The 12,358-nt window shown below is 55.8% G+C and carries 14 protein-coding genes; 11 read left to right on the top strand and 3 right to left on the bottom strand.

The genetic code is table 11. The features are described from left to right. The first annotated feature begins 137 nt into the window (after positions 1-137). Positions 138-1,490: an OmpP1/FadL family transporter gene (locus CZ787_RS13495; protein WP_087110075.1), complete on the top strand. Its 1,353-nt coding sequence runs from the start codon at positions 138-140 to the stop codon at positions 1,488-1,490. Positions 1,491-1,589: 99 nt separating this feature from the next. Here CZ787_RS13495 and CZ787_RS18870 read toward each other — a convergent pair whose 3' ends face one another. After that, positions 1,590-1,760, bottom strand: coding sequence for a hypothetical protein (locus tag CZ787_RS18870; RefSeq protein ID WP_176372224.1), 171 nt, complete (start codon positions 1,758-1,760; stop codon positions 1,590-1,592). Here CZ787_RS18870 and prfB point away from each other — a divergent pair. The 7 genes from prfB (at position 1,759) to CZ787_RS13460 (ending at position 8,049) form a co-directional block, all read left to right on the top strand. Further along, positions 1,759-2,857 (top strand): peptide chain release factor 2 gene (gene prfB, locus CZ787_RS13490; protein WP_140398991.1). Its coding sequence is split into 2 segments (ribosomal slippage): positions 1,759-1,833 and positions 1,835-2,857, totalling 1,098 coding nucleotides; the frame shifts between segments, so codons are not numbered across the junction. The two genes, CZ787_RS18870 and prfB, sit on opposite strands and share 2 nt — an antisense overlap. Before the next feature lie 34 nt (positions 2,858-2,891). Further along, a complete protein-coding gene (lysS, locus tag CZ787_RS13485) occupies positions 2,892-4,403 on the top strand; it encodes a lysine--tRNA ligase (protein WP_087110071.1) in 1,512 nt (503 codons plus the stop codon). A gap of 90 nt (positions 4,404-4,493) precedes the next feature. Then, positions 4,494-4,880 carry a hypothetical protein gene (locus CZ787_RS13480; protein WP_087110069.1) on the top strand — a complete coding sequence of 129 codons (387 nt, stop codon included), beginning with the start codon at positions 4,494-4,496 and terminating at the stop codon, positions 4,878-4,880. 144 nt (positions 4,881-5,024) lie between these two features. Next, the gene (locus tag CZ787_RS13475) at positions 5,025-6,425 is read left to right on the top strand and encodes an MFS transporter (protein ID WP_087110067.1); all 1,401 of its coding nucleotides are present in this window, start codon (positions 5,025-5,027) and stop codon (positions 6,423-6,425) included. Positions 6,426-6,468: 43 nt separating this feature from the next. After that, positions 6,469-6,777, top strand: a complete 309-nt coding sequence (locus tag CZ787_RS13470; protein WP_087110065.1) for a BolA family protein — start codon at positions 6,469-6,471, stop codon at positions 6,775-6,777. Continuing rightward, the gene (locus CZ787_RS13465; protein ID WP_087110063.1) at positions 6,774-7,613 is read left to right on the top strand and encodes a hypothetical protein; all 840 of its coding nucleotides are present in this window, start codon (positions 6,774-6,776) and stop codon (positions 7,611-7,613) included. The genes CZ787_RS13470 and CZ787_RS13465 overlap by 4 nt, the downstream gene beginning before the upstream one ends. Further along, entirely contained in the window at positions 7,603-8,049 is a 447-nt protein-coding gene (locus CZ787_RS13460; RefSeq protein ID WP_087110061.1) for a GNAT family N-acetyltransferase, read from the top strand. Before CZ787_RS13465 ends, CZ787_RS13460 begins: the two co-directional genes overlap by 11 nt. On the opposite strand, the gene zapB is transcribed toward CZ787_RS13460, so the two are convergent. Further along, the gene (zapB, locus tag CZ787_RS13455) at positions 8,042-8,224 is read right to left on the bottom strand and encodes a cell division protein ZapB (RefSeq protein WP_087110059.1); all 183 of its coding nucleotides are present in this window, start codon (positions 8,222-8,224) and stop codon (positions 8,042-8,044) included. The genes CZ787_RS13460 and zapB overlap by 8 nt on opposite strands. A 93-nt stretch (positions 8,225-8,317) precedes the next feature. Further along, complete coding sequence (rsmD, locus tag CZ787_RS13450) at positions 8,318-8,926, bottom strand: 16S rRNA (guanine(966)-N(2))-methyltransferase RsmD (protein ID WP_087110057.1); 609 nt, start codon at positions 8,924-8,926, stop codon at positions 8,318-8,320. Positions 8,927-9,016: 90 nt separating this feature from the next. On the opposite strand from rsmD, the gene ftsY reads away from it, so the two are divergent. The 3 genes from ftsY to ftsX are packed head-to-tail and all read left to right on the top strand — an operon-like array spanning position 9,017 to position 12,131. Continuing rightward, on the top strand, positions 9,017-10,423 hold the full coding sequence (gene ftsY, locus CZ787_RS13445; protein WP_087110055.1) for a signal recognition particle-docking protein FtsY: 1,407 nt from the start codon (positions 9,017-9,019) through the stop codon (positions 10,421-10,423). Further along, the gene (gene ftsE, locus CZ787_RS13440) at positions 10,420-11,088 is read left to right on the top strand and encodes a cell division ATP-binding protein FtsE (protein WP_087110053.1); all 669 of its coding nucleotides are present in this window, start codon (positions 10,420-10,422) and stop codon (positions 11,086-11,088) included. Before ftsY ends, ftsE begins: the two co-directional genes overlap by 4 nt. Beyond that, positions 11,085-12,131 (top strand): permease-like cell division protein FtsX, encoded by a 1,047-nt coding sequence (gene ftsX, locus CZ787_RS13435; protein ID WP_087110050.1) that lies wholly within the window; start codon positions 11,085-11,087, stop codon positions 12,129-12,131. Before ftsE ends, ftsX begins: the two co-directional genes overlap by 4 nt. Positions 12,132-12,358: the final 227 nt, after the last annotated feature.

Here is a 12,358-nt window from a genome sequence, read left to right as displayed (position 1 = left end):
CGAAAAATAAAATAAAACGCTCGTTTGCCCTTGAACCAAGGGCCGCATTGGGCGAAAACTGAGGTGTATGCCTACGCTATAAGAACAGTACCAGCGGATGTCGCCATCCACGGGATCATCGGGACAAGAGGCCGACCATGTATAATAAATTTAATAAACTCACTCTAGCAGCTGCGGTTTCGGCAGCTGTCTTCGCAAGCCAAGCGCACGCTGGCGGTTATCAAATTAACGAGCAAAGCGTTAGTGGCCAAGGGTACAGCCATGCTGGGCGTAGCTCTAACGTACACGATGCCACTATTGTGTACGGCAACCCGGCAGGGATGTCGTTTCTTGATCGCGCGCAGATCACGGTGGGGGGCACCTATCTTCATGTAAATACCGATGTCAATAATGCTACCTCTGGGCGTTCTTTGGAAACGCCTACGGGCTCATTGCCTTTGGGATCAGTAACAGGAACCAATGAAGGTGACATGGTGCCTGGTACGCTGGTTCCTTTTGCTTTTTATGCACAACCGGTCAATGAGCAGTTAGCGTTTGGTTTCGGCGTATATGCACCGTTTGGTTCAAAAACAGAGTATGAAGGTGGTTTCGAGGGACGTAACCAAGGGGATTATACGGAGGTGAAGGTAATGACTGCCCAGCCAACCGTCTCCTACCGCTTTAACGAGCAGTGGGGTGTCGGTGCGGGTATTACCTATAACCGTGTTGATGGGGAGCTACGCCGTCAGGTGCCCGTTGCTGTTGGACAGGCAGCTAATGGGGCTCCGATCATTACTGAGGTGGATTCACGTGTTAAGGGTGACGATGATGCATGGGGGTATAACCTGGGGGTGATTTACCAACCGGTGCCCGAAACCACGTTTGGTTTAACGTATCGCTCAAAAGTTGATTTCAATTTGGACGGTAACTTCTCCGCAAGTTCGCCCGTACTTGATCAGCTAGGTATTGGAACCGTAACGGATACTGCCGCGTTAGATTTGACTACGCCTGAAACGGTCAACTTCTCGGTAACCCAGCAAATGAGTGACAATCTCAAGCTCATGTTTGGCGCTTCCTGGTCGCGCTGGAGCCGCTTTGATCAAATACTGGTTACCGGCACTGAGCGTGAAGAGATCACTAACGAGCAGCAAAATTACTCCAATGCTTGGGCGTTTGCCACCGGCGGGGAGTATCAGTTAACGCCTGAGCTGGCGTTGCGAGCAGGGCTAGCGCTGGACTTTACACCAACGCAGGATGCGACACGTAGCGTGCGTATTCCTTCTGATGACCGGCGTATTTTCTCGCTGGGTGCTGGTTGGAGCCCTACACCAGACCTAACGCTTGATTTCGCTTACTCTTATCTAACCGAGCGCTCAACCCAAGTGGATCAAACAAAGACGGATAGCTTCACTGTGGCTGGACAGCAGACACCGCCCATTACGTCTACCTACTCTGCCGGCTATAAAAACGAAGCCCACGGCTTTGGTGCTCAGTTGACCTATCGTTTTTAAGCCCATCGTTTTTAAGCCCATGTTTTAGGCGTCTCGATGGAACAAGTTTCTCACGTGTTAAATCGGTCGCTCTACTCCTGAACCCGGCACTCGCCGGGTTCAGGCATTCGTCGTCATGGCGAGTGGATGCGAGAAACGCCAGGTTTCGTTACAATGGGTTTTCAGAATTTCGCCGCTGTGGTGCTGGCTTGGAATCATCAAGCCAAGACGCCACAGCGGCGCGTCTTTCTTTTGAACCATGTCATTTTGACCAAGGCCAGGGCGATCCATGTTGGAAACCAACCCGATACATAACCAGATCAAAGACCTGTCTGAGCGGACAGACGTTCTTAGGGGGTATCTTTGACTATGCCGAGCGTAAAGATCGGCTAGAAGAAGTCTCTCGTGAGCTCGAAGACCCGAATGTCTGGAATGATCCAGACTACGCCCAAAAGCTGGGTAAAGAGCGCTCTTCCCTGGAAGCCATTGTGGCGACCATCGACGAACTGGACCAAGGCCTTGGCGATAGCCGCGACCTTCTAGAACTCGCCGAGATGGAAGAGGATGAGGACACGGTTGAAGAAGTGCGCCAAGAGCTTGATGGCCTTCAGGCCGCGCTTGAAAAGCTCGAATTTCGTCGCATGTTCTCTGGCGAAATGGATGAAAATAACGCCTACCTGGATATTCAATCCGGCTCGGGCGGTACGGAAGCTCAGGACTGGGCTAATATTCTGCTGCGCATGTACCTGCGCTGGGCAGAAAGCCACGGGTTCAAGGCTGAAATAACCGAGATTTCCGCAGGCGAAGTCGCGGGTATCAAGTCGGCCTCGCTGCATGTTCAGGGCGACTATGCGTTTGGTTGGCTACGTACTGAAACCGGTGTTCACCGGCTGGTGCGTAAAAGTCCGTTCGACTCCGGCGGCCGTCGTCATACGTCGTTTGCGTCGGTATTCATGTCCCCGGAAGTTGATGACCGCTTCGAGGTTGATATTAATCCCTCGGACCTGCGCGTTGATACGTATCGCTCCAGCGGTGCGGGCGGTCAGCACGTTAATACCACCGATTCGGCGGTACGGATTACCCACGAGCCTACCGGTATTGTGGTGGCTTGCCAGAACCAGCGTAGCCAGCATGCCAACCGTGACTTCGCTATGAAGCAGTTAAAGGCGAGGCTCTGGGAGCATGAAATGCAAAAGCGTAATGCCGCCAAGCAGGAAGCGGAAGACTCCAAGGCCGATATCGGCTGGGGCAGCCAGATTCGCTCTTACGTGCTTGATGACCAGCGTATCAAGGATTTGCGCACCGGCGTGCAGTCCAGCAACTGTGACAAGGTACTCGACGGCGACCTGGACCAGTTTATCGTCGCCAGTCTCAAGCAGGGTTTGTAATCTTTTTAGCGTTCGAACATGAATAGGGTGCCCCATGGCTAACCAAGACGCGTCTTCTCCTGAAAACGAAAATCATCTAATTGCCGAACGCCGCGCGAAGCTCACCGCGCGTCGTGAACTGGCCGCAGAGCAAGGGAAGAGTGCTTTCCCGAATGACTTTCGCCGCGATAGCCTGACCGTTGAGCTGCAGGACCTGCTGGGCGAGAAGGAAAAAGCCGAGCTGGAAACGCTTGATCATCACGCATCCGTGGCGGGGCGTATCATGCGCCAGCGCGGCCCGTTTATCGTGATTCAGGACGTGGCGGGGCAGATCCAGCTTTACGTGGATAAAAAAGGCCTGCCGGCGGATGTGCTTGAAGACATCAAGGGCTGGGATATTGGTGATATCGTGGCGGCGCGCGGCCCGGTGCATAAATCCGGCAAGGGCGACCTGTACGTGATGATGGTCGATGCCCAGCTTCTGACCAAGAGCCTGCGTCCGCTGCCGGATAAATTCCACGGCCTGACGGATCAGGAAGCGCGCTATCGCCAGCGCTATGTGGATCTGATCATGAACCCGCAGTCGCGCAAAGCGTTTGAAACGCGGGCGGCGGTGATCAGCTCCATGCGCCGTTTCTTTGAAACGCGTGGCTTTATGGAAGTGGAAACGCCGATGCTCCAGGCAATTCCTGGCGGTGCGACGGCGCGCCCGTTTGTGACTCACCACAACGCGCTGGATATGGATATGTATCTGCGTATCGCGCCTGAGCTTTATCTTAAGCGTTTGGTGGTGGGTGGTTTCGAGAAAGTCTTCGAAATCAACCGCAACTTCCGTAATGAAGGTCTGTCGACGCGGCACAATCCTGAATTCACCATGGTCGAATTCTACTGGGCGTATGCCGACTACAACGACCTGATGGATATGACCGAAGCGATGCTGCGCACTGCAGCCGAAGAAGTGCTGGGCACCACCATGCTTGAGTACCAGGGTGCAAGCTACGACTTCGGCCAGCCGTTCAAGCGTTTGACGCTCAAGCAGTCGATTCTGGATCACGGTGACGGCATTAGCGATGCAGACCTGGATAGCCTTGAAGCGGCGCGCGTGACCGCTCAGGCGCTGGGCATCAAGGTCAAAGACAGCTGGGGCCTGGGGAAAGTCCAAACGGAAATTTTCGAAGAAGTGGCCGAGCACAAGCTCGACCAGCCGACGTTTATTACCGAATACCCGGCTGAAGTCAGCCCGCTGGCGCGCCGCAATGATGCCAACCCGTTTGTCACCGACCGCTTCGAGTTCTTTGTGGGTGGGCGTGAAATTGCCAACGGCTTCTCGGAGTTGAATGACGCCGAGGACCAGGCCGAGCGCTTCCGCGCACAGGCCGCCGAGAAAGATGCAGGCGACCTGGAAGCCATGTACTACGATGCTGACTACGTGCGTGCACTGGAGTACGGCATGCCGCCTACCGCCGGTGAGGGCATCGGGATTGACCGGTTGGTCATGCTGTTTACCGACAGCGCGTCCATACGTGATGTATTGCTGTTCCCGGCAATGCGCCCTGAGGCTGAGTAGCACGCTGGATTGAATGAGGTAGACTAAAAGTTGGTAAGGGCGCGATTTAGCGCCCATAATGGTCAACGTTTCGACGGCGAGGAGAATCCCATGAAACTGCTAAACCGCTCCGCTCTGAGCGTCAGGCCGACCCAGCCCTTTGTGGACTGGATCAATGCGCTGGAACCCACCATGGGAGACGACGACCTGACACTGGACGACGTCGAACGTGAAAGCACCATTTACCTGATTCCTGAAATGGATACCCCGGAAGCGCTCGAAACCTTCGTGCACGACCGCTATGTAGAAATCCTCGAAACCGAGTTGCGCGCTTGGGAAGAGGATGAACGCCAATGGCCAGAGCCGCTTGATTGGGCGCTGTTCAAGACATTTCTTAGCGTTGAGCACAGCTATCTCGCCATCGATTTGGATGATGAGACAGCGCTTGAGATTTCAGACGTTGATGATGCGTTGCTGCTCGACAGCGACCAGGATTAACGTTCGGCACTAGTTAGGCGCTATCTCATCATGACGTAACTCATGACGCACATCTTGTTCTCAAGCAGTTGCGCTCATGCACGTTAAAACCGGCTTAGGCCGGTTTTAACGTGTTAGCCGTTTCGCTTTAGGAATACCCCACCGATGCGACTGTTTCAAACCCGTCCTGAAGACGACGGCCTGCCCGGGCCGGAACGTGCCTTGGCGGTATTGGCCCTGATTACCGGCACGCTAATGGCGGTGATGGACACCACCATGATTAATTTGGCGCTGCCGACCATTGCAGCAGACTTAAACGCCTCTGCCGCACGCTCGGTGTGGATCACCAACATGTTTCAGGTGGTATGTGCCGCCTTCTTGCTGGTGTTTGCCGGGATCAGCGAACTGGTAACGCGGCGGCGTATTTATCTGTTTGGGCTAGGCACGTTTATGGTGGGCGCATTGGGGGCGGCACTGTCACGTAATTTAGAAACGCTGCTGGTGTTTCGTGCCGTGCAGGGGCTAGGCGCCGCCGCCACGCTCTCTATTGGCCCTTCGCTTTACCGGGCGATATTTCCCTCACGCCTATTGGGTAGTGCGTTAGGGTTAAGTGCGCTCGTTGTCGCGGGTGGCTATGCGGCAGGGCCGACGCTGAGCGGCGTTATTTTATCCTTTGCGGACTGGCCGTGGCTGTTTGCACTTAATCTGCCCCTTGGGCTGTGCTCTTTATGGTTTGCCAAGCGCGCACTGCCTCGGGATAAACCCCGCCAGGGAAGTTTTGATTTTCTGGGGGCGCTGTTGTCCATGCTGATGCTGGCGAGTTTCTTCCTGGCCATGGACGCGGTGGGGCACGCGGCATCGTTTGGCCTGGTGGGTGCCTGGGTACTGCTTACCGTAGCAAGTGCAGTGGGGTTTATCATGCGCCAACGTCGAGCACTGTATCCGTTGCTGCCGCTGAGTATTTTTGCTGAAAAGCGCTTCACGCTTGCGGTATCCGCCTCCGGCCTTGCGTTTATTGGTCAGGGTCTGACCTTTGTGGCGCTGTCGTTCTATTATCAGGAGCAAATGGGGCTTTCGCCCCTGGAGACCGCTTGGTTGTTTACCCCATGGCCGCTTGGAATCATGCTGGTAGGGCCGTTGGCGGGTCGCCTGGCGGACCGTATCAATCCCAGTGTGCTTTCAAGCACTGGCCTGGGGCTGATCGTTACCGGCCTGGTCGCGCTGGCGCTGGTGGATGAAACCATGGGTGTCATGGAAAGCCTATGGCGTACGGCACTATGCGGTATCGGTTTTGGCCTGTTCCAGCCGCCCAATAACCGCGAAATGATGGGGAGCCTTCCGCCGGAGCGCAGTGCCAGTGTGTCGGGCGTGATGAGCACGATTCGCACGGTAGGTCAGTCGTTTGGGGTGGCGATAGTAGGGGCAGCCCTAGCGCTTGGGTTTGAGGTTCAGATAACTCTCTGGCTGGGAGCGGTTACATCGTTTCTGGCGCTTCTGGCAAGCCTTTCAAGAGTGTCGCTTGCCCGGCGTGCGCTGGTTGAACGCCGGGCATCGTCTGGTGGCTAGTAAGCGCGTACAATAAAAATGTTGAATATTGAGGAGAGCAGTAATGACGGTGCAAGCACAGATCGAACAGAAGTTAGCGGCGCTAGCGCCGGAAGTCGTGCGCGTGGAGAACGAAAGCCACATGCATAACGTGCCCGCCAACTCCGAAACCCACTTCAAGGTAACGCTGGTTAGCGACATTTTCGATGGCCTGATGCCGGTGAAGCGTCACCAGAAGATTTATGCACTGCTGGCCGGTGAACTTTCTGGCCCGGTGCATGCGCTAGCGTTGCACCTTTATACGCCGGTTGAATGGCAGGCGAGGGGCGGCGAGCGTCCTGATTCACCCAACTGTCGTGGCGGCGGCCAGTGACGCCAGAGGTTACCCGGCGCCACTACCTGGATGCCATGGGCATTACCGCTTGGGCATCACGCTATCAACTGCCCAATGCGCTGCCGACCGAAGCCTGCGAGTGGGATGAAACGCCGCCGGAAAAAACGCCCCCGCGTGAGCGTCTCCAGGCGTTGCTTGATGACGCGCCAACCCCGCGTAGCGAGCCCAAAGCACCGAGCGTTAACTCGCCTGCGTCAGCGCCCTCTTCAGTGCGTGCTTTGCTCGGCCAAGCGCCAGCGGATAAGGCGCCTACTGAACCATTGCCCGTTGAATCCGTACCCGTTGAATCCGTACCTGGCTCGATGCCCGCGGCACCGGCTAAACCGTTGCAGTTTTCGCTTTCCTGCGTGTGTATAGGACAGCGATGGTTGAGCTTGCACCCTGGTGAGATAACGCCCCAGGCGCAGCGTTTGCTTGCCAATATCTGGCAGGCCGTCGGAATCGCGCCGGATGCGTTGTCCAGCGTCACGCTGTTTAAGTGGCCGTTAATGGCCAATACCTTTGCAGAAGACCCTCTTGAAGAAGCCAGAGAAGGGCTCTCTGCGTTTATGTCAGGCTGCGCTAGTCGGCAGGGCTGGGCGCTTGAGCGCGTACTCTGGTGGGGGGAACAACCCGAAGACGATAGCGCTGCTGATATCATTAGCGTCTTGAATATTCAGCAAGCGCGTAGCGATACACTGGAACTGCCGGTATGGCAGGGCGTAGCACTTGAACATCTTGCTAAAAATGGCGCTGCCAAGCGTAACCTTTGGCCCCAGCTGTCCGCATTAGGCCAACAGTGGAAAACGCTCAAAGCCCCCGAAAATGATCGCTGAGCTTCAGGCAAGTGATGGCCTACGGTTAGCAACTCTTGAGGCGCAGGCCCAAAGTGGAGTGAGTGAGCGCCAACTTAATGCGGCATTAGCCGATACAGATGCCTGCGTAGTGGGTTATTTTCAAGAAAATGCCCTGGCAGGCTATGCGCTGGTAGCGCGCTTACCCTTTGATACTGAGCTTCAAGCCATTGGCGTAGACCCTGCTCACCGCCATTTGGGGCTGGGGTATGCGTTAATGCAGGCAGTGATGTTAAAAGCGTCTGAGTGGCAAAGTGAGCGTTTACTACTGGAAGTGCGGGTGAGCAACAAGGCTGCGATTAGCCTTTATCAACGTTTTGATTTTAAGGTGGATGGGCAGCGTAAAGGCTACTACCCGGCAGTACAGGGTGCCGCCGGGCGTGAAGATGCGCTGCTAATGTCGCGTACGCTTAGCTAGCGATCCCTTCAAACTTGCTGAGTAAGCTGTTCAAGCGGCGTTCCCACTCTTCGCGCTCTTGCTTGAGTTTGGTGTTTTCGTCGCGCAGCTCTTCATTTTCCAGCTTCATCATTTCCAACGCTTCCACCGTATCGGTGACTTTTTGCTCAAGCTGATTGAACAGTTCCAGGCTCATGTAAACCTCCAGGTTATAAAAACAAACAACAGGCGTGCCAACAGGTTGAATCAGGCGAGCGTAACGCTCGTAGGCGTCATCGGCAAGCGCTGTTTACGGGGTCTGGCGTTGATAAAGTCGGGCAGTACTTTCACCCGCTTGGGTTTCGCGGTGCAACTGCCAGTTAGTGGGAGGCGTTGGGTCTAGTGAGCGTTCGGTTTCCAGGTAAATCATGGCGTCGGGTGCAAGCCAGCCAAGGGTCTCCAGTGCGTTACAGCAACTCGTAGCAAGCCCCTGGTGAAAGGGGGGGTCAAGAAATACCAGGTGATAAAGGCGAGGCGGCTGGCTCAAGAACGTGTTTGCATCGCACGCAGTGACTTGGCCTCGGGTTGCGCCAAGCGTGGCCAGGTTTTGGGTAATATAGGCGGCTACGCTGTTGTCACGCTCGATAAAGTCAACGTGAGCGGCACCGCGCGAAAGCGCTTCAATACCCAGTGCGCCGGTGCCCGCGAACAGGTCCAGCACATGTTGGCCATAGAGCTGCTGCCCCAGCCAGTTAAACAGCGTTTCACGTACTCTGTCTGGCGTTGGCCGTAAGCCGGGCCGGTCAAGCACAGGTAGCTGGCGGCGGCGAAAGTCACCACCGATAATACGAAGCTTGCCAGGCTGCCGGGTGGGCGTGCCTTTGGAAGCTGATGGGCGAGAGGAGCGTTGTCGTGTCATATCGGGGATTGTAGCGGGCTACTTATCCAAAGTCTTGGTTGGCGGTGGTAGGATGGTCACAATGTTCACCTTTTAAGTCGGATGACTCCCATGTTTGGTTTTTTCAAACGTAAGAAAAAGCACGACTCCCAACAGGAGCCGCAAGAGCAACGCCCGCAGGAACTCAATGATGATGCGCAGCTTGACGAGCCGCCGCAGGAACCGCTAGCCGACGTTGAAAATGTCGCGCCGGTGACAGAGCCTGAACCTGAAGTTGAGCCAGCCCCTGCGCCTCCTGAAATTAAGCCAGAACCGCCTGAGCCTGAAGTTGAGGTTGAGCCCGCACCTGCTCCATCTGAGGTTAAGCCGGAACCGCCTGAGCCTGAAGTTGAGCCAGCGCCTGTGCCTCCCGAGGTTAAGCCGGAACCGCCTGAACCCGAAATTAAGCCAGCGCGTGAGCCCGACACTAGCCCGGTTCCTGAGCCTGAAGTTGACCCGGAACCGGCTGAGCCTGACGTTCAGCCTGAGATCCAGCCCGAGCAGAAGCCTGCACTTCAAGAAAAGCCTGGCGAGAAGAAGGGCTGGTTTGCGCGAATTAAATCAGGGCTGGGCAAAACGCGCGCTAACTTAACCGACGGCATCGCCGATCTGTTTTTGGGAAAAAAGCAGATTGATGATGAGCTTTTAGAGGATCTGGAAACCCAGCTGCTGATGGCGGATGTGGGGATTGAAGCGACCAGCGAGATTATTGGACGCCTAGAAGCACGCGTCTCGCGTAAAGAGTTGAATAACCCTGAGGCGCTTTATCGTGCTCTTCAAGAAGAGCTTGCTGCCATGCTTGGGCAGGTGGCAACGCCGCTTGATTTGAATAAGCAAACGGACGGCCCCTTTGTGATTTTGGTCGTAGGGGTGAACGGTGTGGGTAAAACCACAACGATCGGCAAGCTGACCCAGCGTTTTCAGCGCGAGGGAAAAAGCGTCATGCTGGCCGCAGGGGATACCTTCCGGGCGGCGGCGGTTGAGCAGCTTAAGGTGTGGGGGGAGCGCAATAGCGTACCGGTCATCGCTCAACATACTGGCGCCGATAGCGCTTCGGTCATTTATGATGCTGTCGCCGCCGCCAAAGCGCGCGGCGTGGATATCCTTATCGCCGATACGGCAGGCCGCTTGCACAACAAAAGCCATCTGATGGAAGAGTTAAAGAAAGTCCATCGTGTGATGCAAAAGCTCGATACCACTGCGCCGCATGAAGTGATGCTGGTGCTGGATGCAGGTACGGGGCAAAACGCGATTGCGCAGGCGAGCACATTCAACGAAGCCGTGCCCATCACAGGGATTACGCTAACCAAGCTGGACGGTACGGCCAAAGGGGGAATTATTTTTGCCTTGGCCAAACAGCTTGAGATGCCCATCCGCTTTATTGGTGTAGGCGAGGGGTTGGACGATTTACGCCCCTTCGAGGCAGATGACTTTGTTAGTGCACTGTTTGACCGCCAAGGGGACGATGCCAGCGCATGATCGCTTTTGAGCATGTCGGCAAGCGCTATGGGGGGCGCTTTGAAGCCTTGGCGCACCTGGACTTTCGTGTGGCCCGCGGTGAAATGGTGTTTTTGACCGGCCACTCGGGCGCGGGTAAAAGCTCCTTACTGCGCCTGATTATGCGACTTGAAAAGCCTAGCCGTGGTCGTGTGATCGTGGCGGGGCACGATATTGCCCAGCTTCATGCAAGCCAAGTGCCTTTTTATCGGCGCCAGATTGGGGTGGTGTTTCAGGATCACCAACTGCTGTTTGATAGAAGCGTGTTTCATAACGTCTCGCTGCCGCTGGATATTCAAGGCATTGAGCCGCGGGAGTCGGCGCGCCGCGTGCGCGCCGCGCTCGATAAAGTGGGGCTTTTACACCGTGAGAAGGCCCTGCCCGTTGAGCTTTCCGGTGGAGAGCAGCAGCGTGTCGGCATTGCCCGAGCGGTGGTTAATAAGCCCGCACTTCTCTTGGCCGACGAGCCAACCGGTAACCTGGACCCCCAGCTTTCCGCCGATATCATGGCGCTTTTTGAAGACTTCAATCGCATCGGCACCACGGTAATGATCGCAAGTCACGACCTCGCGTTGATTGCTCGCTTGCGCCACCGTATTTTGCGCTTGCGTGATGGGCGCTTAGTGGCTGATGAGGGCGCAGTATGAAACCATCGGCAACACCGCGTCGCGCAAAAGGCGCTGCACCGAAAGCGGGGCGCAAAGTATCTACCCAGCGTCAGGAAGCTCCACCTCCCAAGCGGCGCGGAGCCAATTCGCAGCAAACGCGTTTTTCAAGCCGTTTACGTGCCTGGGGGCGCCACCATCGGGCGGTGAGTTGGGACAGCTTTTATCGGCTGTTGCGCCACCCCGTCGGCAGTCTGCTGACAATGCTTGCGATTGCCATTGCCCTTGTGCTTCCGGCTGCGCTATGGCTGACGCTGGATAGTGCTCGATTGCTGGATGCCGAGCTGGATGAGAGCGCGACCCTCACGGTGTATTTAGAAACAACCGTTGACCCGGCTCAAGCGGCGCGAATTGATGAAGCGGTAAGCGCTGAGCAGGCGGTGCTAGAGACGCGCTTGATCAGTGCCGAGCAGGGCATGGTCGAGTTTCAGGAGTCGCTGGGGCTGGACGATGCGCTGGCGGGGCTTGATGCTAATCCGCTTCCCGCTAGTATTGTGGTGCGTCCACAAAGTGTGGAGCTGGCATCAATGGAGCAACTGTCTGTTACGTTAGCATCTCTGACAGGCGTTGATGAGGTTCGGGTGGATTTGGCCTGGGTGGAGCGCTTACGCCATTTGGCTGCGCTTGGCCGACGCGTTGCGTTAGCGCTAGGTCTGCTGTTTGGATTAGGGGTGCTCTTGGTGGTCGGTAATACGATTCGTTTGGCCGTTGAAAGCCGACGCCGCGAAATCGAGGTGGTCATGCTGATTGGTGCCACGCACGCTTTTGTACGTCGCCCGTTTTTATACAGCGGGGCGTGGTATGGTCTTGGGGGCGGTATATTGTCGCTGGGTTTGCTGGGCTTGGGAAATCACTGGCTGTCGCTGCCGGTCGCCGCATTAGCGGCTAGCTATGGTGCAAGCTTCTCATTGCCGCAGCTGGATATCACAGGCTCTACAATTTTGCTATCCTGCAGTACACTATTAGGTTGGTTGGGCGCTTGGCTGGCAGTGACCCGTCATCTTTCCAGTATCCGCCCCCGCTAAGCGTGCATGGCGCTGTCTGCGAACGGTAATAATGTTTTATTACTCTGGCTAGTGCCATCGCAAGTCGTTAGCACCAACGCAATCTGGCGGTTGAGTAGTGCTGGTTGATAAAGTAAATCGATGGCACATTTCGGCAAAACAGGCAGCAGAAACAAGTGAACTTTGCCGCTTAGGCAAGGTCTTAATTGTTAATTGAGGCGTACGGACGTAATTTCAAAGACGTACGT

The organism is Halomonas citrativorans, from assembly GCF_900163645.1.
Taxonomy (GTDB): Bacteria; Pseudomonadota; Gammaproteobacteria; order Pseudomonadales; family Halomonadaceae; genus Vreelandella; species Vreelandella citrativorans.
Note: the sequence above shows the minus strand (reverse complement) of the source record. Positions and strands in the feature narration are given on the sequence as shown.